Consider the following 23,749-nt stretch of genomic DNA (forward strand, 5'->3'; position numbering starts at 1 on the left):
ACTAATTCACTAGTGTCATTAATCTCTCACGATACTCCATTGGTGTACAATTTTCCTGATTACTAAAATTACGATAAAAAGATGCCCTAGAACTAAATCCGCATAACACCGCTAATTCATCCATTGTATAAAGTAACTCTTCATCTTCCAACATTTTACAAGCGTAATCAATTCTCAAACCATTAATTACTTTCAAAAATCCCCCCGAATGTACTTCTATAAAGTATTTGGACAACACATATTTAGGTAATCCTAATTCCATCGCCATTTGCTCCTGTTTAAAGTCAGCTCTCAAATAAGGGTGCCCTTTCATATAATTTTCTATTTGGCGAAGATGTTTACTAGCTATCTTTTTCTTTATTAAGACAGCCTTCTTGTTCGCTATCTTATTTTCTATAGTTACCTCATTACTCTCTAGAACACCACCCTTATTTAACAAGCGGACACGTCCTAAAAAATACATATAAGATAGTAGTACCGTGATAAACAAGAGCAAGAATTTTAACAAATAAAACACATCAGAACCAATATTATCTTGTGCTAATAAGCCAAGTGTAACAACTGATACTAATAACGAAACAAAAATAAAAAACAAAACAAGTGTATACCTAGATATAGAATTTGGAAAAAACCGCATAGCTACACCCTTATACAACACATTAAACCCATAATATGCCATCGAGCATACCATCGACAGATGCAATAACCTATAATACAAAACGCTATACTCTACACGAAAAGTGGGCGATGCTAAAAAAACGAAATATATGGTCAAAAATATTATAAAAGGTAATCCATGATAAAAGAAGACTTCTGTATTCAACCTTTTTTCTTTTGTAGTTAAATAACTTAAAAAAAACAATGGTCCGTATAAAAGTTCAAATGGCGAGGCTTTTTCTACATACTGATATCCTTCTAACAGTTCTATAAAAATAAAAGCATTACTATAATGTAGTACAGTAACAATTAAAAAAACAAAGACAATTTTATCAAACCTACCAACTACGGGCAAAATAAAGTAGAGATAAATGCTTAAAAAAGTCGTAATAATTGTACTTGAGTATAAGAATATAAACTCCATTTACTTAATAGCTATTTAGCATTTTACTATATAACAAATACTTAAAACAGAAATAAAATCAACAAATGGTCTAACCGGAAAATAGCAATGCCTCTTTTAACTCTTAATAAAAACCCTTATCAAAATCTTTTTTAGGCAGAGACTATCGACGTAAATCCCTTCCAAAAAAACACCTTACATCTACCGCTACCCTCGTTATACAAATGGAGAAATACACTTCAAATCCAGATATAATAAAGTCAATACTGAGGCATTACGAATACAGCAATCTTCTCACTGTCAATCCTTAAACAAATCTAAGTCTTTGCCTCAAAAGATCGAGAGCATTATAATTATATTATTTTATTTGTAGCTTACATACTACACAAAAGGCTTTTTAAAGAAATCTTGGAGAATAATTCCTTTTATCACTAGGTACAAAAAAAACGCAAAACTTATAGTTTTGCGTTTTATACTAAAGGCTAAGCTAATATTTTAATTTTGCTCAACTGGTAGAACAGATACGTATGATTTATTATTCGCTTTCTTACGAAAAACTACCGTACCATCTACTAGTGCATATAACGTATGATCTTTACCGATTCCTACATTTGCATCAGCATTATGCTGTGTACCACGTTGACGAACAATGATATTTCCGGCAATAGCCTTCTGTCCACCAAAAATCTTGATACCTAATCTTTTACTATGTGACTCACGACCGTTCTTGGAACTACCCGCACCTTTTTTATGTGCCATTTCTTTATCTAATTTATGACTTTAAAAGTCTGATTAAAAATTCTATTATAAACTGATACCTGTGATTTGTATCTTAGTAAAGTGTTGACGGTGACCGTTTTTCTTTTTGTAACCTTTACGGCGTTTTTTCTTAAAAACGATTACTTTATCACCTTTCAAATGAGACAAAATCGTAGCTGAAACTTTAGCTCCTGAGATACTTGGTGTACCTACAGTAAATTTACCACCGTCCTCTGCTAACAATACATTGTCAAATTCAATACTAGCGCCTTCGTCTCCTTGTAAGCGGTGTACAAAAAGATATTGGTCTTTTGCAACCTTAAATTGCTGTCCTGCTATATTTACTATTGCGTACATTGTTATAAATAATATATGTTAATATTTAATGAATTGCAAAGATAATAAATAGATTTATTAAATTAAAATTAATATATAAATTCTACTACCTACTAAAATAGGCTCTCACATTTTTTCCTTCCACCCAGTTCATAAATGCTCTATTCACTACTGTATTACCTCCTGCAGTAGGGTAATCTCCTGAAAAATACCAATCTCCCAAATGATCCGGACAAGCTTTATGTAAGTTATCTAATGTTTGGTACACAACAACTAATTCAGCTTTTAAATTATGCGGCCGTATAATACGTGCAATTTCTTCAGAAATTTCTTCATCCGTAAAGGGCTCGTAAATAGCTTTTACATAATTTTCAACCAAATCTTTAGGCATAGTAGTAGAAGCTAAACATCGCTGATACACCTCATCCACCACGTGCGCAAGTCCTCTTTTCTTCAAGAGAGAAATAGCTGCCTCAAAAGCGACAAACTCTCCCATCCTAGACATATCAATACCATAACAATCTGGGTAACGAATCTGAGGGGCTGATGACACAACGACTATTTTCTTCGGGTGCAATCTATCCAAGATCGTAAGAATACTCTGCTTCAATGTTGTTCCTCTAACAATAGAATCATCAATAGCAACAATAGTGTCTTGATGATCTTTCACAATCCCGTATGTAGTGTCGTAAACATGCTGTACCATATCGGTTCTATCCGCATCCTGCGTGATAAAAGTCCTTAGCTTGGCATCTTTTACATTCAGCTTTTCAAATCGCGGAGTAATATTGATCATCTCTTCCAGTTCTCCGTCCGATATCTTATCTGTACGATTCAATAAAGCCTCTCTTTGAAAATCCCGTACGTAGGTATTAACACCTTCCATCATCCCGTAATAAGACACCTCTGCTGTATTCGGTATAAAAGAAAATACAGTATTCTTAATATCATAATTAACAGACTCTAAAATTTGCGGACACAAAAGACGCCCCAACTCTTTCCGTTCTTTATAAATATCAGCATCCGAACCTCTAGAAAAGTAAATACGTTCAAATGAACATGACTTTTGCTCAACCGGTTCACGGAACATTTCTTCACTTATCGTACCATCCTTTTTCACAATAAGTGCATGCCCTGGCTTAATCTCTTCTACACTTTCCAAAGGAATATTAAAAGCAGTCTGGATAACCGGCCTTTCCGAGGCAACGACTAAAACCTCATCATCTCTATAATAAAATGCCGGACGTATTCCTGCTGGGTCACGCATCACAAAAGCATCCCCATGACCAAAAATACCTGCTATTGTATATCCTCCGTCCCAAGTTTTAGCAGAACGGGTCAGTATTTTCGATACATCTAAACTTTTAGCTATTAAGGCGCTTATTTCAATATTAGAATACCCCTCTTGCTTAAATTTATCAAACAATTCCTGATTTTCATCATCTAAGAAATGTCCTATTTTCTCCAGAACGGTAACTGTATCAGCCTGCTCTTTAGGGTGCTGCCCTAATTCATACAACTGTTGCAATAACTCGTCTACATTGGTCATGTTAAAGTTTCCTGCCAAGACCAAATTTCGACTCATCCAATTATTCTGTCTCAAAAACGGATGACAGCTTTCTATACTATTTTTACCATGTGTTCCGTAGCGTAAATGTCCAAGTAACACCTCCCCCGTAAAACTTACATGTTCTTTCAACCATTGTGTGTTTTTAGACTCCTTGGGGTACGCTTTATTTACAGCAGCAAACTTCTTCTGTATATATTCAAAAATATCCGCTACAGCAGAAGAGCCCATAGCCCTATACCTTGAAATATAACGATGTCCTGGTTTAACATCGAACTTAATTGTAGCGATTCCAGCACCATCCTGCCCTCTATTATGCTGTTTCTCCATCAGCAAATACATCTTATTAATACCATAATAAGGCGTACCATACTTTTCTTGATAATAAGACAGGGGTTTTAGTAATCGAACGAGTGCAATACCGCACTCATGTTTTATTGCGTCACTCATAGCTTGAATTGATTCTGCAAAGGTAAAAAAATATTTATGAAAATAAATACACCAAATTTTCAGATTGATTTGATCTCGATTAAAAAATATTTAGGTCAAAAACTTAATGGACATAGGTATTTAAAAGTATAAGTCAACTCCTTTACAATCCTATCGCTGTTCACTTTTTTATAAAACACCTCTCTATTTTCATATTTCAAAGGTTTTAAATAACCGTACTTTTCAGCCGAAACCTCAACTACATCCCTCTTCAATGGATGTTTAGGTGCAACCACATTATAGACTTTCTCCTTCATATCTTGTTGCTGACCTTTAAAAAGGAGCTCAACTACATCTTCTAAATGAACAAAGTTTGCCAACTGCTCTCCTGTATAACAAACTTTATTTTCAAAATATTTTGCAAATATTCTTTCATTACCAAAAAGTCCTCCTAATCTATATACAAGTGTATTGTCTAATTTCATCATCATCAATTCCGCAGCATACAAATTTCCTTCCTCCACTTCACTATCTTCATAAAAATCACCATCCTTATCTGGGTAAATACCTATAGAACTTAAAAATATTTGCTTTTTATATTTTATATTTAACAAGACAGTCCGAAGTTGTTCAAATCGCCCAAGCAGGTCTTCTTTCTGTAAGCGTTTTACAGCCGGCACACTATTCAATATAAAATCAACGTCCTTAGGAAAGACCTTCATGTCTATTTTTTTATCAAAATCGGCTTTTATAACAAAAATACCATCGTCTTTCAAACGATGGTACTTTTCTTCTTTTGTAGTCGTCGCATACACCTCATGTCCTAAGGTTAACATTTTTTTCGCAAAAGCTTCACCTACCCAGCCGCAACCTATAATAAGTACTTTCAACTTTACGATATTAAGATACTAATAGGCCTTAGCAAACAACACACGCTGACTCGATGGCTTACCTGTAAATATACACACCCCTTCTTCTTGTTTAGCGTCTAAAGGCACACAACGTATTGTCGCTTTCGTCTCCTCTTTTACACGCTTTTCAGTTTCTACTGTTCCATCCCAGTGGCACAGTAAAAATCCACCTTTCGACTCTAACATTTCTTTAAACTCATCATAGGAATTGACTTCTGTAATATGCTCATCTCTATAGGTCAATGCTTTTTCAAAAATATTTTCCTGAATATCCGCCAATAACTTCTCAACTTTATCCGATAACCCTGCTTGATTGACAGTTTCCTTTGTTTGCGTATCTCTACGAGCAAGTTCTACCGTCCCATTCTGCATATCTCTAGCCCCTAAAGCGATTCGCAAAGGCACTCCTTTCAATTCCCATTCTGCGAACTTAAAGCCTGGGCGTTGTGTATCGCGGTCATCATATTTAAAAGATATTTCCTTTGCTTTAAACTCTTCAGTCAAGGCGTTTACATACGCATCTAATTGCACCTTCTCTTCTTCTGTTTTATAAATTGGTACGATAACCACCTGTATAGGCGCCAACTTTGGCGGCAGTACCAAACCCTGATCATCAGAATGTGCCATAATTAAAGCCCCCATTAGACGAGTTGACACTCCCCATGATGTCGCCCACACATGCTCTTGCTTACCTTCCTTACTTGTAAACTTAACATCAAAAGCTTTCGCAAAATTTTGACCCAAAAAATGCGACGTACCTGCCTGCAGAGCTTTTCCATCCTGCATCAACGCCTCTATACAATAGGTATCAACTGCACCTGCAAAACGCTCATTTTCAGTCTTTCTCCCTCGCACCACCGGCACCGCCAAAGTACCTTCTGCAAATTCAGCATACACATCCAACATGGTCTTAGCTTCTTCAATAGCTTCTTCTGCCGTTGCGTGTGCTGTATGTCCCTCCTGCCACAAAAACTCTGCTGTACGCAAAAACAACCTTGTACGCATCTCCCAGCGCACCACATTTGCCCATTGGTTTACTAAAATAGGTAAATCTCTATACGACTCTATCCACCCTTTATATGTATTCCATATAATCGTTTCTGAAGTCGGCCTAACAATCAGTTCTTCTTCCAACTTAGCATCTTCATCAACAACGATATTACCTTGTCCATCATTTTTCAAGCGATAGTGTGTTACTACAGCACACTCTGTAGCAAACCCTTCCACATGCGACGCTTCTTTTGAAAAGAAAGACTTGGGTATAAATAGAGGGAAATAAGCATTCGAGTGGCCTGTTTCTTTAAACCTTTTATCCAAGATAGCTTGCATACGTTCCCAAATAGCATATCCGTAAGGTTTAATCACCATACATCCTCTTACAGCAGAATATTCTGCCAAATCAGCTTTAATCACCAAATCATTGTACCACTGCGAGTAATCCTCGCTACGACTGGTTATTCCTTTTCCCATTACTTCTATTTCAATTTATTATGTAACAATACATGTAATATCAGCGCATAATTCTATACAAGAGATATGTACACTAAAAGATTATTTATATTTTTGGCCGAGTAGATTAAACCCTTTCAGAAAACACGGGTCTAAGATAATAATTAAGACTGTATTATTGAAAGTTTAACTTGTATTGGATATCATGAAAACAAATAGATTATTATTCGGAAGTCTGGCACTCTTAGCAGTAATTTCGCTAAGCGCCTGTTCGACAGGTAGACAAGTTGCCTATAAAGACGATGTATATAATAATCAGGCAAAAGCTCCTCAAATTTACCAGAGTCCCGATTATTATTACACAGATGAAGCAGACCAACAGTATGCTCAAAACGATTATTACACCGACGAATATGCTGATGATGAGTATATCGAAGGTTATGATAATGATTTAGAATACGCAAATCGCATCAACAGATTTTACTATTCTAGCCCAGGGATGACCTATTATGATCCTTGGTTTAACCCTTGGTACGGTTATTCCGGAATGGGTTTCGGTCTAGGATGGTCTAACTGGGGCTATAGCCCGGGCTGGTCATTTAGTATCGGTTGGGGGTGGGGTAGTCCCTACCATTACGGTTATGGTGGATGGAATCGTCCTTACTATGGTTACGGCTACGGTGGATGGGGCTATGGTGGATGGGGCTACAACTCGTGGGGCCATCCTTACTATGGCTATAACAATCATTATTATTACGGTCGTACCAGAACACCTGCTTACAGCTCAGTAAGATCTGCTTCAAGAACAAACTACAACTCACGCACATCTTCACGTGTAAATGGTAATTCCATAGCGAGAGATAATAATGGACGTATTGTCACTGGTCGTGATTCTCGCGTATCCAACTCTAGAGCTTCAAGTTCAAGAGTAGGTAACCGTACCTCCACAACAGGTACAAATGGTCGTGTTAGAAATTCAGATGGCACTGTTTCAAGAACAGGTTCATCCCGAGTAACAAGTGGGACTACTGGAGATATCAACAGATCACGAGTGGGTTCACGCACAGATGGCACAAACAATAGAGGTACCGTAACGCGGCCTGTTAACAATGGTGGTTCTAGAGTTGGTACTTCTAGAACGCAGTCAGGTAGCAACACAGGAGTAGACCGCACTAGATCAACGACTCGTCCTTCTACCTCAACATCTCGCACACCCTCAACTTCACGCAGTACACCTGCTACTAGAACTTCCACTCCATCCAGAAGCTCAGGTTCTTCTATGGGAACATCTAGAAGCTCAGGTAGCTCTATGTCGAGAGGCAGTAGTGGCGGAGGAGCTTCACGCAGTTCAGGCGCAAGTAGCTCAAGAGCTGGCAGCAGAAGATAAAAACACACTTTAAACAGCCTGTATAAAAAACCTTTCCATAGGTAAAAAACACGGGCTGTTTACTCAACCGAAACATAGGGTGAAATAGTCATGTTTTCCGCAGGTATCAGAAGATACATGACTATTTCTTATAATTATTGAAGCAGACTATATTACATATGAAACTTAAAAACATACTTTTCACATCACTACTGGTAACAGGTCTGAGCTTTTCGGCCGATGCGCAGTTCGTAGGCGATGCCTTTAGATTTTCGCAAGAAAACAATGCAGGAACTGCCAGATTTAAAGGTTTAGGAAATGCTAAAACAGCGTTAGGAGGCGACATAAGCTCCATTACAGGAAATCCTGCTGGCTTAGGCTTTTTCGGACAGTCTGATATGTCTATTACTGTCAACTACAACAACGCCAACAATAAAGGCACTTATTTTGGCAACCGTGTTTCCCGCAATAAAGACCGTTTTGGTATCGACCATGCTGGTGTTGTTTTCCACTTTCCATCCAGTTACGGACAAGCAAGCGGTTGGCAAAACTTCAATATTGGTTTCAGTTACGAAAATACAAACATTTTCCATGAAAACATTCGTTACGAGGGCAATAACCCATTAAACACTATTGGAAATGCTTATGCTGATATGATGACCAACGATCCAGGCTCAGATTGGTCTAAAGCTATGTATAATACCGGCATTGCCGAAAATATAGCGAACGACAAGAATGTTTTTTTTCCTATATTAAGTGAAAAAGGGGATAAATATCAGGTTAGTGATGTTTTAAATCACGGCTACAACTCGAGATCTGCATTAGCTTTTGGCGCAAACTACAACAATAAATTTTACATCGGTATGAACGTAGGCTTTACCGCCTTTCGTTACGAAACTTCACAACAATTTTCAGAGTCAGGCTGGACTAAAAACCGAGCTGAAATCATTGCACAAAACCCAAACTCTAATATAGCAGACCCTAATCACGACGACTATACTCTTGTAGAAGCTAATTATGAGCTATTAGATGATTTCCTTCAAGTATCCGAAGGAACTGGAGTAGATTTCAAAATTGGTGCAATTTACAAACCTACACTTGACTGGAACATTGGTGCTACCATTCAATCTCCAACTTGGATGACTATCGATGACTATACCGATAGCTTTATAGCTATTGACTATTTTGATAATGAACAAGCTACAAGCCCTTTTCTAAAAAAGACAGTAGACAATGGACGTACTGACGATCAGTACCGCACCATCTCACCATGGAGATTTAGTTTAGGTTTAACCAAATTTTTCAGCCGTGGTCTTATTACTGCTGACGCGGAATACATCGATTATAGCAGCATAAAAGTTCGCACATCTGGAGGTTACCACAACAGTTCTCTAGAGCGTGAATGGGATGCAGAGGTAAAAAACTCTTACCAAGGTGCTTTCAACTTCAAGATAGGGGGAGAAATCTTAATGACCAATATATTAAGTGCGCGTGCCGGGTTTAATTATTATGGCAACCCCTACAAAAATGCCGATAACGAACAGTACAGTGGAAGCGTCGGTTTAGGTGCCAAATTAAGCAATACAATGTATTTAGACTTAGCGGTTGTACACCTTGTGAACGACTACAAAACAAGCCCTTATCGCATTGATGAAACTCACTGGAAATCTCCTAGTCCTATCGCTGACGTAAAATTACAACGTACTAGTGCAGTCCTAACATTAGGTGCTAAATTCTAAAAGTACGTCAAAACAAAATCACGATACAATACAAAAAATAAAACGTCCGCTAACTAAAGTTAGCGGACGTTTTATTTTTAGCACATTCATTCTCGCATGCCTCTCGCATGAAATTACTGCGGCTTATCTGACATCTTACGTACAAACAAGTTGTAGTTTTCATGCTTTTCCACATATATCTGCTCACCCGCTTCCACAAATCCGTCTAGCGCCACCGCATCATACCAAACACCATCAATTTCTATTTTGCCAGCCGGACGTAATACAGTACGTGCGATACCATTTTTATGAATCAGGTCAATTTTCTTCTGCGACGAAGTATACCCACTCTCAGCAGTTTGTTCATCCTGTAACACTAAGCGCCTAAACAACGAAGAACGAAGGATATTTTTCCCAAAAATAAACATGACGGTAATCGCCAATGTTATAGCTCCAATGACTATCAAAAATGAATTCATTAATAAACCCGGTTTAGTAAATTTAAAATCAAGGAAATCGTTATCAACCATAGAGAACGCTAAGCCACACAACATAAAAGTAAGACCTAGCACACCAGCCACACCAAAGCCCGGTATCACAAATACTTCCAACGCCATTAAAATAACTCCTAAAACAAAAAGAGCAATTTCCCAATTATCAGCCAACCCTTGCAAATACAATGGAGCAAAAAACAATGCGCTGCAGATTAATGCCACTACCAAAGCAAAACCTATCCCTGGAGATTGTAATTCAAAATATATTCCACCTATAATCCCCATAATCAACAAGCCACTAACCATGGGATTAATCAACAAGGCTATGATTTTATCAATCATTGTAATCTTATGCTGCGTAACATCTTCTTTGTTTGCTCCTATTGCTTTATATACAGCCATCAAATTATCCACTTCTTTATTTGCCACCCCTGCTTTCACTGCTTCTGCAGCTGTTAACGTCAATAACTTACCATCCGGTTTCCATTCACTCACAGACACCTCAGGGTCTACAAAAGCTTCAGCTATCTTAGGATCCCTGTTTTTAGCTTCTGCTGTTGCCCTCATTAAACCTCTCATATACGATTGATATTTCTCAGGCATCACTTCCCCCTGTTGGTTCACAACACTTGCAGCCCCTATACTTCCCCCCTTTTGAATATAAATATCATCAGCAGCCAAAGAAATTAACGCTCCAGCCGAAGCTGCATTATTATTAATATAAACTACAGTTTTCATCTCGGCCCTCAACAATTGGCTTCGTATAGAGTCTGCAAAGTTCACAGCGCCACCAAAAGTATTTAGCTCTACAAAAAACACATTAGCACCATTAGCCACCGCATTATTATACGCCAAATTAACTGTACGCCAAGCATTGGGTCCAATATCTTCTTTCACATCTACCTTATAAACCCCTTGCCCTAACGTAAAAGGAATATAAAGAATATATGATAAAAGAAAAGCATAAAAGCTTTTTGTAAATTTGTTCATAGCAAAAACAATCTCCTTTTGTAAAAAAATAATGAATAAATATACCATAATTAAAGCATTTGAAAGACAATTCTCTTCTAAAATATGGAAAATAGCTGTTGATGCACGTGGGCGTTTTATCGCACTGGAAACCAGAGATGCAGACAGCACTGCACCAACGATACATATACTTGATTTCGAAGGAAATATCCAACATACTCCATTTCAAATTAAAGATAAAGAATGGACTTTAGAAGGCATTCAGCATAACAACATCATCCTCAAACGTGTCGGTACACAAACACCTATAGGGGCAGGCATTCAAATCATAGACTTCTACGGTCAACTGCAATACCTTTCCGAACAACACACGTGGGTTGACACCTATTTAGACTTCATCAAAATCAGACACCGCAACTTCCAATCTGGCATGGAAGAGTTTATAAAGATTATCGATGGCAGCAAAGCAAAAAATATTGATCCCAATCAATTATCTTACTGCCAGACCATTGAATTTCCTCTTCGCTATACAGGGCAGCTTCCTCCTTTTTTAAAAGAAACATACCTTATCGATAGCCTTCTATTAAATAAAATATCTGACAATCGCTACTTATGGTCTTACCACACCAAAGAGCAGGAATTTTACCAACTTCATATCTGTATTTCCGATCGTTTTAAAATTTTAGAAAAGACAACAATCCTCCTTAATATGGAAAAAATAATTCCGCAACATTATTTTAAAATAAACGATCAAATATTTTTAATGTCATATAATAAACAAGAAATTGTTTCGTATTTAGTATAATTGCACTCGTATGATAAATTCTAATAAAATCTCAACTTATATAAAACTGGGTCTAATCGGTATTTTGTACACACCTTTTAGCCAAATAGCTATTGCAGCAAGTAATTTGACAACCCCTATAACTTCTTATACTTTAGCCCCTGATTCTATCGGCACAGAAGTCATTAAAGGTGAAGTTTATATTCTCCACCGTGTAGAAGCCAAAGAAACCTACTATGCATTAGGCAGAAAATATAAAGCCCAGGTCAACCAGATTATGGCTAATAACAACAAAAAGACATTAAGACCGGGTGATATAATAAAAATACCAACGGGTAAAAAAGCTAACACTGAAACTATTGTAGCTACAGAAATAACACCTAGTACTACAGTAGCTCCAACAGCCACACCCCAAGAAGATCAAAACCCTATATTAACAGCCTACAAAGTGGGCAATGGGGAAACTCTTTATGCAATATCAAGACGGTTCAACACCAGCGTTGATGAGATAAAAAAACTCAATAAACTAACTTCGGACAGTGTGCGTGAAGGACAAATGTTAAATATCCCAAACTCTGATTACCACGAGCCCGAGCCCGAAATCATTACTCCCGAGCCGGTTGCCACGCCTGTAACAGTCATTGAAGAACCTCAACGAGCGTTAGGCTTCGATTCAAATCGTTACGGAATACGCGAAAAACAAGAAAAAGGTATAGGCGTATGGATGGAAAACTTAGAAACTGACGGCAAAAGCAATTTAGCCTTACACAAAACTGCACCTGTAGGTACTATTTTAAAAATCACAAATCCGATGACGAAAAATGTCACTTACGCTAAAGTAGTTGGTAAATTCAACGAAACCGCCGACACCCAAGACGCAATCGTTATCCTTTCCAAATCAGCCGCTTCTTATATAGGCGCACTGGACCGCCGATTTTTAATAGAAATAACATATGGGCTTCCTATAGAATAAAAAGATTGCAAATTGAAATTCACGGATAAAAAACCTTATGTTATAGGCATTGCCGGTAGTAGCGGATCTGGAAAAACATTTTTCCTCAAAAGCTTTCTCCACCATTTTGAAGAAAGCGCCGTTACACTAATATCGCAAGACGACTATTACATTCCAGCTAACACCAAAACGCAGGAAGAAAATCGCCTATACAATTTTGACTTACCTACTTCTATAAACAGAGAATCGTTTTACCACGATATCAAACGATTATTCGATGGTCACACCATCTTCAAAGAAGAATACACCTTTAACAACCCTTTACTCACCCCCAAAACACTAGAAATCAAACCGGCCCCTATACTCATAGTAGAAGGTTTATTTATATTTCATTACGAAGAGGTAAATCAGCTACTTGATTATAGAATATTCATAGACGCCGAAGAAAAAATTGCTCTAGACCGCCGCCTAAAAAGAGATTTAATCGAAAGGGGCTACGATCATGACGATGTGATGTACAAATGGATTAACCATGTTGTCCCATCTTATCAAGAATACCTGCTTCCTTACAAAGATCAATGTGACCTTGTCATTATAAATAACAACAATGACCCTAAGATAATAGATCACGCTACTCATAAGATTTCCGAAATTCTTAAATCAGAAAAAAAAGATCAACATCTTATTTAAATCAAATCTAAATAACTATATTTGTATCCGCAATGGATTTGAAGGATATACATAACAGCAGTCAAGACCGGTTGCACTTTTTCACCGAAGACTGCAAACCAGGTTTACGTTGTAGCCCTGATCTGGGCTGCTTTGAATTTAAAAAATGCTGTAAAAAATACAAAAGAGGTAAACGCTGCAAAAAATGTCCAGACCGTTAATAATATCAGGTTGTCTAATTTTACTCTTCGGTAAAGTTTAAATCCTTATCAAAACTCTCTTCCAGCTTAACTAAAGCAAAAACAGCAATTACAGTAAGCAATATAATAACAGAAATCGCTGCATATAACACACCTATATGTCCTACTAAAAACCCATAAAGCCAAGTCGAAGGGACTAATGCTCCTCGCACAAAATTAGGAGCAGTTGTCGCAACGGTAGCTCTTAGGTTTGTCCCAAATTGTTCCGCAGCAATTGTTACAAAAGTAGCCCAATAACCCACACCCAACCCCAATAAAAAAGCTAAAACCATAAAACGAATCTCCGTAATTTCTTCACTAGACAGATAAATTACAGCAAACAAAACCGTAAAAAGCTGATAAATCAATACCACTTTCCTTCTCGACTTAAACCATTGCGCCAATAAACCTGCCAGAAAATCACCTAGTGAAATGCCCAAATACGTAAACATGACACCCTTTCCTGCGCTTAATGTTGTGACGGCATTTAAAGCTTTCCCTATTTCAGGAGCCTGTGTTATCAATACCCCTACCACAAACCAAATAGGCAAACCTATACATAAACAATATAAATAACGTAGTGCCCGTTCTTTATTACTGAAAAGCAAACGTAGACTTCCTTTTTCTATATCCCGATTTTCATCCGATTTAAACAAATTAGACTCAAAAGTTCCCACACGCAACAACAGTAAACACAGCCCCATCCCTCCACCTACAAAGTAAGCCGTTCGCCAGTCATACCACTCTGAGATATAGTATGCTAATATCGCTCCCAGCACCCCAACCCCTGCTACTATCATCGTGCCGTATCCTCGCTTATTTTTACTCATTGTCTCAGCGACCAGTGTTATGCCTGCACCTAACTCACCTGCCAAACCAATTCCTGCAATAAACCGCACAATACCATAAGTCACTACATCCTGCACAAAACCATTATAAATATTAGCCAAAGAATACAATAAAATCGAACCAAACAGAACCTTCAAACGACCAAACTTATCCGCAATAACACCCCAAATAATACCACCCAATAAAAGTCCCATCATTTGCATATTGAGCACATATTCTCCTTTCGAACGCATCAGTTCCTCCGGCACACCTATATCACGAAACGACGCTATCCGCACAATTGAAAATATGATCAAATCATAGATATCTACAAAATAACCTAAAGATGCAACCAACACCAATAAGCCTACATTTTTACTTTTTTTATTATTATCCACAAGGTTAAGTATATCAAGCAATTTACAACTGATTTACAATTATTACAAGAATAAAACAATGTCTATTTACATTAGCCGATAAGAGTCTTATCTTTGTATCATGTTACTATCTCCTAAAGCCCTAAAATGGGTGCTACGGATTTATCCTCCATTCTTTTTTCAACAAATTTGGATTAAGAAAGTTCATGCTGATTTTAAACGGGTGGATATTAAGGTTATCAAAAGTATATTTAATATAAATAGCAACCGAAGTATATTCGGAGGTACTATTTTTTCATCTGTCGACCCTATTCACACCTTATTATTTGATCAAATAATTCGCCGTCGCGGTGTTAAAAGAACAGTTACCTGGTTAAAATCAGCCCATATCGAATATTTGAAACCGGCCCACAAGAACCTTTTTTTCTCCATCATCCTCCATGATCATGAAATCGAGGACGCTCTACAGGAAGTGTATAATACCGGTAAGGTTGTAAAAACTTTTCAAATAGATATTTTTGACTCCCATGGACTCCTATGTGCTAAATCCTACAACGAAATTTACATACGCGATTTAGATTTTAATATGCAAGTCATAAAACAATAATTCATACTCATTAATTTAACAACATCCATGAAAAAGATCATTTACACGAGCTTAGCTACTGCAGCAATAATTTTCAGTTCTTGCCAGAACAATGAAAAGCAAAGCGAAGATCCAAAATTGCTTTCCCAAAAAGCCATTGAAATACATGACGAAATTATGCCTCAGATATCAACCTTCAATAAACACACCGTACTTATTGATTCGATATTGGACAATTTGGCATTGATCAAGCAACAAACTCCTGACTTGGACACAACCAGCAGCCGTCATGATCTATCTAACTTAAAAGCTAACTTAGAAACAGCTACAGATAAAATGATGGTCTGGATGAAAGAATACAGCATGGACAACACAGATGTCTCTTATCAAGAAGCAGAAATTCAGCGCATCTCTGATTTAAAAAACGAATTTGACACTGTAAATCAAGAAGCAACTAAAGCTTTATCTCCCTTTAACAAATAACTATGAAATCCTATTTAAAGTTCAATTTTATTGCGCTTGCAATCTCCGTTTTTCTAATCAGTTGCTCATCTAACGGCAATGAAAAAAAACTACCTTATATAGGAGAAAGCACGGTGAATGAAAAAACAGTAGACGGGCAGACGGTCACTGATACTATCCCTTATGCTATACCGAGCTTCAGTTTTCTCAACCAGGATAGCGTCATGATAACAGACAAAACCTTCGAAAACAAAATATTTATTGCTAATTTTTTCTTCACAAACTGTCCAAGTATCTGCCCTACCATGCAACGTAACCTTCTACAGGTATACGAAAAGTACAAGGATGATGATCGTGTTGCATTTCTTTCGCACAGCATAGATTTTAAATACGACTCACCTGCTGTTCTGAAATCTTATGCAGAAAAATTGGGCGTTACAGACGATCGTTGGCAGTTTGTTATGGGAAGCAAAAAAGACATATATGGTATGGCCGACAGCTACTTCGTCTATACAAAAGAAGACGAAACCGCACCCGGTGGCTACGATCATCAGGGGTATTTTATGCTGATTGACAAAAACAAGCACATCAGAGGTGCGTATGACGGCACTTTGATCGATCAAATCGATCTCTTGCTCGCCGATATGGAAGTCCTTTTAAAAGAACAATAAAAACAAATTGATGAAAAAGCATTTTCTTATCATCAGTTTCTCAATAAGTATGCTCCTTAGCATACTTATTGTTTCTTGTCAACCCAATGTAAGCATTGAAACAGCGCAGTATGCTGTAAATGGACAAAAACTGTATATAACGCACTGCCAAAACTGCCATGGTGCCAAAGGTGAAGGATTAGGGACATTATACCCTCCCCTTACAGACAGCACATACCTACGGCAAAACCGCCATCAATTAGCTTCAATTGTTAAATTTGGCATGCAGGGAGCTATAGAAGTCGCTGGCAAAACATTCGACAATGCCATGCCAGGCATCAAAGAATTAAGCAACATTGAAATTGCGTATATCCTCACTTACGTAACTACTACCTTCGGTAAGGACACTAAAACCTACACACAAGAAGAAGTACAAGAAAGTTTAAAGGGGCACCAATAGCCCCTTATTTTCCTACTCCCTTATTCCTAATTTTCAGAATAGTATTTAGGCTATTCTGTAAGCTATTTTTCTTAGAACACCTGAATAAAGCCTACAAATAGTCAATCTAAAAATTGACAAATAGTGCATACAGGCCACATGTATTAATATTTTTACACAATAAGTCTTTAGACATAAATATTTCATACTTATTTAACATCTACCTGACATTTTCGTCCGTCTTTTTTACTTACATTTGCAACCGAATGAACGTTCAGTTGTCAAATAAAAAAGAAGCTATATTCGAAAGCACCTTAAAATTAGTTAAGGAACACGGTTTTCACGGCACGCCTATGAGTCAGATTGCCACACATGCAAATGTAGCTACCGGTACTATTTATCACTATTTTTCGTCCAAGGACGAATTAATTGTGGAGCTATTTAAATATTGTCGTCTAAAAATGGGAGAGCATGTTTTCAAAATAGACAAAGGCTTTTCTTACAAAGAGCGCTTTTTCCATATTTGGAACAGCTTATTAGAGTACTATGCCGATCATCAGGATGTATTTTCATTTTTTGAACAATTCTACTCTTCTCCTTATTCAGAATTGGTAAAAAACAAAGAAATCACTGAAGACTTCAATGCAGACAAGATGATGCGTTTTTTTGAGGAAGGTATAGCTAACAAAGAGATCAGAAATATTACTTTTTATAGTTTTATTTCTGCTTTTATCGGCACACTTACCTTTCTAGTCCGGTCCAACCAGTACGGTCTTTACCAAGCCGACGAGAAGGATCGTTCAGATTTAATTGAAATTATTTGGAATGGTGTTAAAAATCAATAATATGAACTTTAGAAAAGTTGCTCTATTTATTTTCCTAACAGCCTGTGTATTCAACCTTACACAGGCCCAGACTTCCTCACAAGCGAGTGGAAGTTTAAATAGCAATGCTACTCTCGACGAACTCATCAACTATGCACTGCGCAATAAGATTGAGCTTAAACAGGTAGAAATTGATAAGGAAATCGGCGAACGCGAGATCGCCTCTGCCCTATCTGGCTGGTTCCCTCAAATCAGTGCACAGGGAAGCTATGCTTACAATCTTAAACTGCCCACCACTGCCTTTGGTGATCAAAACATCACTTTAGGTCAGAAAAACAACAGTAGTTTAACATTCCAAGCCGATCAGAACCTGCTAAGTCCTGAACTTATGCAAGCTTCTAAAGCTGCAAAGTATATCCGTGAGAACAACAATCTCTCTATCGAAAATACTCGTATTAATACGGTAGTTGATGTGAGCAAAGCTTATTACGATATACTTACATCTGAAGAATCCATCAAAATTATCAACGAAAATATTACGCGTTTAGAAAGACAGCACAAAGAAGCTACCGCTCGTTACGAAACGGGGCTGGTTGATAAAACAGACTTTAAAAGAGCTTTAATCTCCTTAAACAATGCCAAAGCTCAACTTAAATCAGCTACCGAGACACGTAATTACAAATACGATTACCTAAAAATGCTATTAGGTATGAATATTGAAGAAAATGTTAGTCTTTCTTTTGAGAATCAAGCTCTAGAAGCTAATATTTTACTCGATACCACAGAGCTTTTAAGTATTGCCAATCGGGTTGAGTTTAAGCAATTAGAAACTATGAAACAGCTTCAGAGGCTCAATACCCAATATCAAAAATGGAACTTTCTACCTCGCTTAAGTGCCTACGCCAACTACGGTTTAAGCTACAGACACGATAAGTTCAGTAAAACTTTTGACAACAATTATCCTAGTTCCTCTGTAGGTCTATCCTTGTCGCTTCCAATCTTTACTGGTACAAAACGTATTCAAGAGATACGTAAATCAGAATTAGAAGAAGAACGCATCGAGCTGGATATCCAGAATTTAGAAAACGTCATTAGTACTGAATACTCTGCTGCTATGGCTAGCTACCGCGCAAACATGAACGATTGGCGTAACTATAGAGAAAACATGGACTTATCCGAAGAAGTATATAATACCATTAAGCTACAGTACGATGCTGGTGTCAAGACATACTTGGAATTGATGACTGCTGAAACAGATCTTAAAACAAGTCAACTGAACTATTTAAATGCTTTATACGCTGTATTATCAAGTAAATTAGATATACAAAAAGCACTAGGTACTGTAAGTACAAACTAAACTACTCACCCTATCAATAAAAGAAATATACACGAACATGAATAAGAAATATTTATTTTCAGCCCTACTCATAAGTTCAGGATTACTTTGGCAATCCTGCGGTTCCAAGGACGGTGCCGCTACGCAACAACAAGCAGCACCTGCAGAAATGGTCGTTCCAGTTTCTACTGCACTTGTCGAAAAACAAATTGTTACAGGTGTTAAAAGCTACCCAGCTAGTGTAGTACCTCTTCAAGAGACGGAGATACGTGCTGAAGTAAGTGGCTATATTACTAAAATATATGTTGCCGATGGTGCTACTGTGAGTCAAGGTCAAGCCCTTTACGAAATTGATGGCATCCGCTATCAGGCTGCTGTCGATCAAGCTAAAGCTAACTTAGAAATTGCCAAAGCTAATCTTGAGCGTGTACAAAAGGATCTATCCCGCTACCAAACCCTAGCCGATCAGGATGCGATAGCAAAACAAACCTTAGACTATGCTTTCACAGACGTAAACAATCAGAAAGCACAAGTTCAAGCAGCTCAAGCTGCTGTTACAACGGCACAAACAAATATGCAGCGCTCAATTATCCGCGCTCCTTTCTCTGGTGCTGTCGGTATTTCTCAAGTGCGTACCGGTGCGCTGGTTAGCCCAGGTACCACCTTATTAAACACCATCAGTTCGATCAACCCTATTGCTGTTGAATTCCAAATCAGCGAAAAAGAAATCAATGAGTTTGCCGGCTACCATACTGGTAAAATGACGACAGATATTAACGTTGTCCTGCCTGGCGGCGAAGTATATGGTCAAAACGGTAAAATTTCTACATTGGACCGCGCAGTCGACCCTACTACAGGTACCATTAAAGTTCGCGCTACTTTTGCAAATGCTGAAAACGATCTAAGAGCCGGTATGAACTTAACAATGAATGTAAAAAGCAATTCTACCGAAGAGCAACTTATCATTCCTTTCAAAGGTACGCAAGATCAGCTAGGTGTTTACAACGTCTACGTCATCAACGATAGTAGCCGTGTAGAAATGAAACACGTTACTTTAGGTTTAAAAGTAGACGACAAGGTAGTCGTTACTTCAGGTGTTAACGAAGGAGATAAAATTGTGGTTGATGGTATCATGAACGTCAGAACAGGAGTTAAAGTCGTTGAAAACGCACCAAAACAATAGTTGTTCAAGCCCTAAACAGATTTAACATATGATTTCAGAAGTTTTTATAAGAAGGCCCGTCACTGCGATCGTGATCTCTATCCTCTTGATGATAGTAGGTACGATTTCCGTAATGACATTGCCTATCAGTCAATACCCGTCCATTGCACCTCCTACAGTTACTGTAACGGCCAACTATACAGGAGCGGATGCACAGACTGTCGAACAAACCGTTACAACGCCTATTGAAAGCCAGATTAACGGTACTCCGGGCATGATTTACATGTCCTCTAACAGTACTTCCAACGGACAGTCTTCCATAACAGTAACCTTCGAAGTAGGTACTGATATTGATATTGCTACATTAGATGTACAAAACCGTGTTGGTATTGCCGAGCCGGCACTGCCTGAAGCTGTACGTCGTCTAGGTGTTACAACCCGTAAAGCAAACACCGATATTCTAATGCTTGTTTCTTTGGTATCACCCAAAGGCACACGTGATGATAAATTCTTGGCCAACTATGCCAACCTATACATTAAAGACGCAATTATGCGTGTTAAAGGTGTGGGTGATGTTACAGCATTTGGGCAGCCTTTCTCTATGCGTGTATGGTTAGATGCAAATAAACTAACCGCCTTACGGTTAACACCTACCGAAGTATCAAACGCTATTGCCGAGCAAAACTTACGTATACCGGGCGGTTCTGTAGGTTCTCCTCCACAGGCCAATTCTCAGGTTTTTGAATACCCTGTCATTACCGACTCTGACCTTTCCTCTGTCGAAGATTTTGAAGAGATCATTGTCAAGTCCAACAGTGACGGTTCTATCGTTTTACTAAAAGATGTTGCTCGTGTAGAACTTGGGCAGTTTAACTACTCAACCACCACACAGGTTGACGGTATGATATCTACAGGTATGATGATTGCCCAAACACCAGGAGGAAACGCTGTAGAAACAGCAGAAGGTATTTACGCATCATTAGAAAACCTAAAAAAAGCATTCCCTGAAGATGTGGATTATGTTGTAGGTTACGAAACTGTGTCTGTGGTTAATGCTTCGATAAAATCGGTTGTTACCACACTAATCGAAGCCCTTATCCTTGTTACATTAGTAGTGTTCTTCTTCCTACAATCGTGGAGGGCAACATTAATTCCTGTCTTGGCTATACCTGTATCCATTGTCGGTACGTTTATATTCTTTACTATGTTTGGCTTCTCCATTAACAACCTTACTTTGCTAGCCTTCGTACTGGCAATCGGTATTGTTGTGGATGACGCCATCGTTGTGGTAGAGGCTGTACAGCATTATATTGATCATTACGATATGACTGCTAAGCAGGCAACCTCCCAAGCGATGAAAGATATTACAGCGCCCGTTATCGCTATTGCGTTAATCCTTGCAGCTGTATTCGTCCCTGTAGGTTTTATTCCAGGCATGGTTGGACAACTTTATCAGCAATTTGCCATTACAATTGCCGTCTCGGTTATGATTTCGGCTTTCGTAGCTCTTTCCCTTACTCCTGCTTTATGTTCCATTATGCTAAAGCGCACAGTGGTAGGTAAAGACAGTAAAGGGTTGAATAAGTTTTTCCATAAATTCAACGTGTGGTTTGAGCGGGTTACGCATAAATATTCAAAAGGTGTAAAATCATGCATCCGCTATGCTACCTTAGTTCTCATCATCTTGATCTGTATATTTGTTGGTACGGGATACATGTTCCAAGTAAAACCTACTGGTTTTATACCTACAGAGGATAACGGTATGTTCTTCGCTGGCGTTACACTACCAGAGGGTGCATCCGCTGCCCGTACGAACGAAGTTCTTGCCGAAATCGAAGCTGATCTTCGCGCAGACTATCCTGAGCTTCAACACGTAACTTTAATATCAGGTATCAATATTCTGAACAGATCATTCAAATCTAACGGTGCAACCCTATTTATTTCACTTAAGCCTTGGGCAGAGCGTACACGTACGGCAGGTGAAATAACAGGCGGTATTATGCGTAAATATGCGGGTTACACTAAAGCCCGTGTTTTAGCAGTAACTCCCCCTGCTATTCCAGGCTTGGGTACTTCGGGTGGGTTTTCGATGATGATTCAAGACCACGAAACTGTGGATATTAAAGAATTTGAAGCAGTAGTCGGTCAATTTTTAGGAGCTGCCAATCAACGTCCTGAAATAGGTATGGCTTATACCCTATTCAACTCAAATTCACCAAACTTTAAAATATCGGTCAATAGAGAACAGGCTAAGAAAATGGCTGTACCGGTCTCATCCGTTTATAGTACAATTTCCGCCTACTTAGGCTCTGCCTATATTAACGACTTTACACGCTACGGACGTAACTTCCGTGTAGTCACACAGGCTGATGAAGATTACCGCATGAACATCGAAGACATCAACAAACTTTATGTCAATAACGTTCGTGGCGAATCTGTTCCTTTGAGCACTTTAGTAAGCTGGGAACTTGTTCAAAACCCTTCTATCATCAACCACTACAATATCTTCAGAAGTATAGAGATTAGTGGTTCGGCGGCTCCTGGCTATAGTTCGGGTGATGCTTTACGTGCATTAGAAGAGGTCGCTGCACAAACGCTACCAAATGGTTATGGCTACGACTTCTCGGGGCTATCCCTTCAGGAAAAACAATCAGGCAACATGACTGTCATGATCTTTGCTCTATGTATTGTGTTTGTATTCCTATTACTTGCATCACTCTACGAAAGCTGGTCTGTACCATTCTCCATTTTACTATCCGTTCCTTTGGGTATTTTCGGAGCCATATTAACACTAATGTTAATACCTTCATTAGACAACAACATCTATGCACAGATCGGTCTCGTTACTATTATTGGTCTAGCAGCCAAAAACGCTATTCTAATTGTAGAATTTGCGAAGGAACGTGTTGATATCGGTATGCCTTTATTGGATGCCACATTAGACGCTGTTAAACTACGTCTCCGCCCGATTATCATGACATCGTTTGCCTTTATCTTAGGTATTATTCCTTTGATGCTTTCAAGCGGTGCGGGTGCAATTTCTCGCCAAACTATCGGCTGGACTGTATTCGGTGGTATGATGGCAGCAACTATGTTAGCAATCTTCTTCGTTCCCGTATTATTTTACGTTATTACGAAATTCTCTTACGGCAAGAAAAAACTTGCTGAGTTAGAAGCTTCTTTTGACGAAGAGAAAGCAAAGAACTTAAGTTCGCACTAGAAAACTAATTTCTACATATAAAAAAAGGATCGTATTGTACGATCCTTTTTTTATAGAGCAGCATTTTCTTATTCCTCTAAATCCCTATTTCACCAGTCTAAAAATAAACTTGACAGGATGTTGCTTTACTACTCTCGAGAAGGAAAATAAAAAAGACTATTAC

The 23,749-nt window shown here is 38.2% G+C and carries 21 protein-coding genes; 13 read left to right on the plus strand and 8 right to left on the minus strand.

Annotation, left to right across the window (positions count from 1 at the left end):
• Position 1 precedes the first annotated feature (1 nt).
• The 6 genes from ORI89_RS07290 to proS form a co-directional block, all read right to left on the minus strand.
• Entirely contained in the window at positions 2 to 1,081 is a 1,080-nt protein-coding gene (locus tag ORI89_RS07290; protein ID WP_268229788.1) for a helix-turn-helix domain-containing protein, read from the minus strand.
• 474 nt (positions 1,082 to 1,555) lie between these two features.
• A complete protein-coding gene (gene rpmA / locus ORI89_RS07295; RefSeq protein ID WP_268229789.1) occupies positions 1,556 to 1,819 on the minus strand; it encodes a 50S ribosomal protein L27 in 264 nt (87 codons plus the stop codon).
• Positions 1,820 to 1,864: 45 nt separating this feature from the next.
• Entirely contained in the window at positions 1,865 to 2,176 is a 312-nt protein-coding gene (rplU, locus tag ORI89_RS07300; protein WP_172391566.1) for a 50S ribosomal protein L21, read from the minus strand.
• Positions 2,177 to 2,261: 85 nt separating this feature from the next.
• On the minus strand, positions 2,262 to 4,172 hold the full coding sequence (locus ORI89_RS07305) for a class II glutamine amidotransferase (RefSeq protein WP_268229790.1): 1,911 nt from the start codon (positions 4,170 to 4,172) through the stop codon (positions 2,262 to 2,264).
• 95 nt (positions 4,173 to 4,267) lie between these two features.
• Positions 4,268 to 5,041 carry an NAD-dependent epimerase/dehydratase family protein gene (locus tag ORI89_RS07310; RefSeq protein ID WP_268229791.1) on the minus strand — a complete coding sequence of 258 codons (774 nt, stop codon included), beginning with the start codon at positions 5,039 to 5,041 and terminating at the stop codon, positions 4,268 to 4,270.
• Between the two features lie 18 nt (positions 5,042 to 5,059).
• Positions 5,060 to 6,532 (minus strand): proline--tRNA ligase, encoded by a 1,473-nt coding sequence (proS, locus tag ORI89_RS07315; protein ID WP_268229792.1) that lies wholly within the window; start codon positions 6,530 to 6,532, stop codon positions 5,060 to 5,062.
• A 184-nt stretch (positions 6,533 to 6,716) separates the two neighbouring features.
• Here proS and ORI89_RS07320 point away from each other — a divergent pair, with 184 nt between their 5' ends.
• Together ORI89_RS07320 and ORI89_RS07325 are read left to right on the plus strand one after the other, a co-directional pair.
• Positions 6,717 to 7,898 (plus strand): hypothetical protein, encoded by a 1,182-nt coding sequence (locus tag ORI89_RS07320; protein WP_268229793.1) that lies wholly within the window; start codon positions 6,717 to 6,719, stop codon positions 7,896 to 7,898.
• Between the two features lie 158 nt (positions 7,899 to 8,056).
• The gene (locus ORI89_RS07325; protein WP_268229794.1) at positions 8,057 to 9,616 is read left to right on the plus strand and encodes an OmpP1/FadL family transporter; all 1,560 of its coding nucleotides are present in this window, start codon (positions 8,057 to 8,059) and stop codon (positions 9,614 to 9,616) included.
• 113 nt (positions 9,617 to 9,729) lie between these two features.
• Here the strand turns inward: ORI89_RS07325 and ORI89_RS07330 are convergent, their stop codons facing one another.
• Positions 9,730 to 11,127: an NfeD family protein gene (locus tag ORI89_RS07330; RefSeq protein ID WP_268229795.1), complete on the minus strand. Its 1,398-nt coding sequence runs from the start codon at positions 11,125 to 11,127 to the stop codon at positions 9,730 to 9,732.
• Between ORI89_RS07330 and ORI89_RS07335 the strand changes: the two genes are divergently transcribed.
• The 3 genes from ORI89_RS07335 to ORI89_RS07345 are packed head-to-tail and all read left to right on the plus strand — an operon-like array spanning position 11,111 to position 13,484.
• The gene (locus tag ORI89_RS07335) at positions 11,111 to 11,863 is read left to right on the plus strand and encodes a hypothetical protein (protein WP_268229796.1); all 753 of its coding nucleotides are present in this window, start codon (positions 11,111 to 11,113) and stop codon (positions 11,861 to 11,863) included. The two genes, ORI89_RS07330 and ORI89_RS07335, sit on opposite strands and share 17 nt — an antisense overlap.
• Before the next feature lie 10 nt (positions 11,864 to 11,873).
• The gene (locus ORI89_RS07340) at positions 11,874 to 12,815 is read left to right on the plus strand and encodes a LysM peptidoglycan-binding domain-containing protein (RefSeq protein WP_268229797.1); all 942 of its coding nucleotides are present in this window, start codon (positions 11,874 to 11,876) and stop codon (positions 12,813 to 12,815) included.
• A 12-nt stretch (positions 12,816 to 12,827) separates the two neighbouring features.
• Positions 12,828 to 13,484 (plus strand): uridine kinase family protein, encoded by a 657-nt coding sequence (locus tag ORI89_RS07345; protein ID WP_268229798.1) that lies wholly within the window; start codon positions 12,828 to 12,830, stop codon positions 13,482 to 13,484.
• 220 nt (positions 13,485 to 13,704) lie between these two features.
• On the opposite strand, the gene ORI89_RS07350 is transcribed toward ORI89_RS07345, so the two are convergent.
• On the minus strand, positions 13,705 to 14,928 hold the full coding sequence (locus ORI89_RS07350; RefSeq protein ID WP_268229799.1) for an MFS transporter: 1,224 nt from the start codon (positions 14,926 to 14,928) through the stop codon (positions 13,705 to 13,707).
• Positions 14,929 to 15,028: 100 nt separating this feature from the next.
• Here ORI89_RS07350 and ORI89_RS07355 point away from each other — a divergent pair, with 100 nt between their 5' ends.
• The 8 genes from ORI89_RS07355 (at position 15,029) to ORI89_RS07390 (ending at position 23,586) form a co-directional block, all read left to right on the plus strand.
• Complete coding sequence (locus ORI89_RS07355; protein ID WP_268229800.1) at positions 15,029 to 15,514, plus strand: DUF4442 domain-containing protein; 486 nt, start codon at positions 15,029 to 15,031, stop codon at positions 15,512 to 15,514.
• Positions 15,515 to 15,541: 27 nt separating this feature from the next.
• On the plus strand, positions 15,542 to 15,976 hold the full coding sequence (locus ORI89_RS07360; RefSeq protein ID WP_268229801.1) for a transposase: 435 nt from the start codon (positions 15,542 to 15,544) through the stop codon (positions 15,974 to 15,976).
• Positions 15,977 to 15,978: 2 nt separating this feature from the next.
• Positions 15,979 to 16,626 (plus strand): SCO family protein, encoded by a 648-nt coding sequence (locus ORI89_RS07365; protein ID WP_268229802.1) that lies wholly within the window; start codon positions 15,979 to 15,981, stop codon positions 16,624 to 16,626.
• A 10-nt stretch (positions 16,627 to 16,636) separates the two neighbouring features.
• Positions 16,637 to 17,065: a c-type cytochrome gene (locus tag ORI89_RS07370; RefSeq protein WP_268229803.1), complete on the plus strand. Its 429-nt coding sequence runs from the start codon at positions 16,637 to 16,639 to the stop codon at positions 17,063 to 17,065.
• Positions 17,066 to 17,310: 245 nt separating this feature from the next.
• On the plus strand, positions 17,311 to 17,889 hold the full coding sequence (locus ORI89_RS07375; RefSeq protein WP_268229804.1) for a TetR/AcrR family transcriptional regulator: 579 nt from the start codon (positions 17,311 to 17,313) through the stop codon (positions 17,887 to 17,889).
• A gap of 1 nt (position 17,890) precedes the next feature.
• On the plus strand, positions 17,891 to 19,225 hold the full coding sequence (locus ORI89_RS07380) for a TolC family protein (RefSeq protein WP_268229805.1): 1,335 nt from the start codon (positions 17,891 to 17,893) through the stop codon (positions 19,223 to 19,225).
• Between the two features lie 37 nt (positions 19,226 to 19,262).
• The gene (locus ORI89_RS07385) at positions 19,263 to 20,387 is read left to right on the plus strand and encodes an efflux RND transporter periplasmic adaptor subunit (protein ID WP_268229806.1); all 1,125 of its coding nucleotides are present in this window, start codon (positions 19,263 to 19,265) and stop codon (positions 20,385 to 20,387) included.
• A 28-nt stretch (positions 20,388 to 20,415) separates the two neighbouring features.
• The gene (locus ORI89_RS07390; RefSeq protein ID WP_268229807.1) at positions 20,416 to 23,586 is read left to right on the plus strand and encodes an efflux RND transporter permease subunit; all 3,171 of its coding nucleotides are present in this window, start codon (positions 20,416 to 20,418) and stop codon (positions 23,584 to 23,586) included.
• Positions 23,587 to 23,749: the final 163 nt, after the last annotated feature.

Origin of the sequence: Sphingobacterium sp. UT-1RO-CII-1, assembly GCF_026711005.1 — a bacterium.
Taxonomy (GTDB): domain Bacteria; phylum Bacteroidota; class Bacteroidia; order Sphingobacteriales; family Sphingobacteriaceae; genus Sphingobacterium.

Coding starts and splice junctions, on each gene's coding strand:
- ORI89_RS07385 (WP_268229806.1), top strand. CDS start 19,263: ATGAATAAGAAATATTTATTTTCAGCCCTACTCATAAGTTCAGGATTA.
- ORI89_RS07325 (WP_268229794.1), top strand. CDS start 8,057: ATGAAACTTAAAAACATACTTTTCACATCACTACTGGTAACAGGTCTG.
- ORI89_RS07335 (WP_268229796.1), top strand. CDS start 11,111: ATGAATAAATATACCATAATTAAAGCATTTGAAAGACAATTCTCTTCT.
- ORI89_RS07330 (WP_268229795.1), bottom strand. CDS start 11,127: ATGGTATATTTATTCATTATTTTTTTACAAAAGGAGATTGTTTTTGCT.
- ORI89_RS07375 (WP_268229804.1), top strand. CDS start 17,311: ATGAACGTTCAGTTGTCAAATAAAAAAGAAGCTATATTCGAAAGCACC.
- ORI89_RS07305 (WP_268229790.1), bottom strand. CDS start 4,172: ATGAGTGACGCAATAAAACATGAGTGCGGTATTGCACTCGTTCGATTA.
- ORI89_RS07365 (WP_268229802.1), top strand. CDS start 15,979: ATGAAATCCTATTTAAAGTTCAATTTTATTGCGCTTGCAATCTCCGTT.
- ORI89_RS07380 (WP_268229805.1), top strand. CDS start 17,891: ATGAACTTTAGAAAAGTTGCTCTATTTATTTTCCTAACAGCCTGTGTA.
- ORI89_RS07390 (WP_268229807.1), top strand. CDS start 20,416: ATGATTTCAGAAGTTTTTATAAGAAGGCCCGTCACTGCGATCGTGATC.
- ORI89_RS07320 (WP_268229793.1), top strand. CDS start 6,717: ATGAAAACAAATAGATTATTATTCGGAAGTCTGGCACTCTTAGCAGTA.
- rpmA (WP_268229789.1), bottom strand. CDS start 1,819: ATGGCACATAAAAAAGGTGCGGGTAGTTCCAAGAACGGTCGTGAGTCA.
- ORI89_RS07355 (WP_268229800.1), top strand. CDS start 15,029: ATGTTACTATCTCCTAAAGCCCTAAAATGGGTGCTACGGATTTATCCT.
- rplU (WP_172391566.1), bottom strand. CDS start 2,176: ATGTACGCAATAGTAAATATAGCAGGACAGCAATTTAAGGTTGCAAAA.
- ORI89_RS07340 (WP_268229797.1), top strand. CDS start 11,874: ATGATAAATTCTAATAAAATCTCAACTTATATAAAACTGGGTCTAATC.
- proS (WP_268229792.1), bottom strand. CDS start 6,532: ATGGGAAAAGGAATAACCAGTCGTAGCGAGGATTACTCGCAGTGGTAC.
- ORI89_RS07370 (WP_268229803.1), top strand. CDS start 16,637: ATGAAAAAGCATTTTCTTATCATCAGTTTCTCAATAAGTATGCTCCTT.
- ORI89_RS07290 (WP_268229788.1), bottom strand. CDS start 1,081: ATGGAGTTTATATTCTTATACTCAAGTACAATTATTACGACTTTTTTA.
- ORI89_RS07360 (WP_268229801.1), top strand. CDS start 15,542: ATGAAAAAGATCATTTACACGAGCTTAGCTACTGCAGCAATAATTTTC.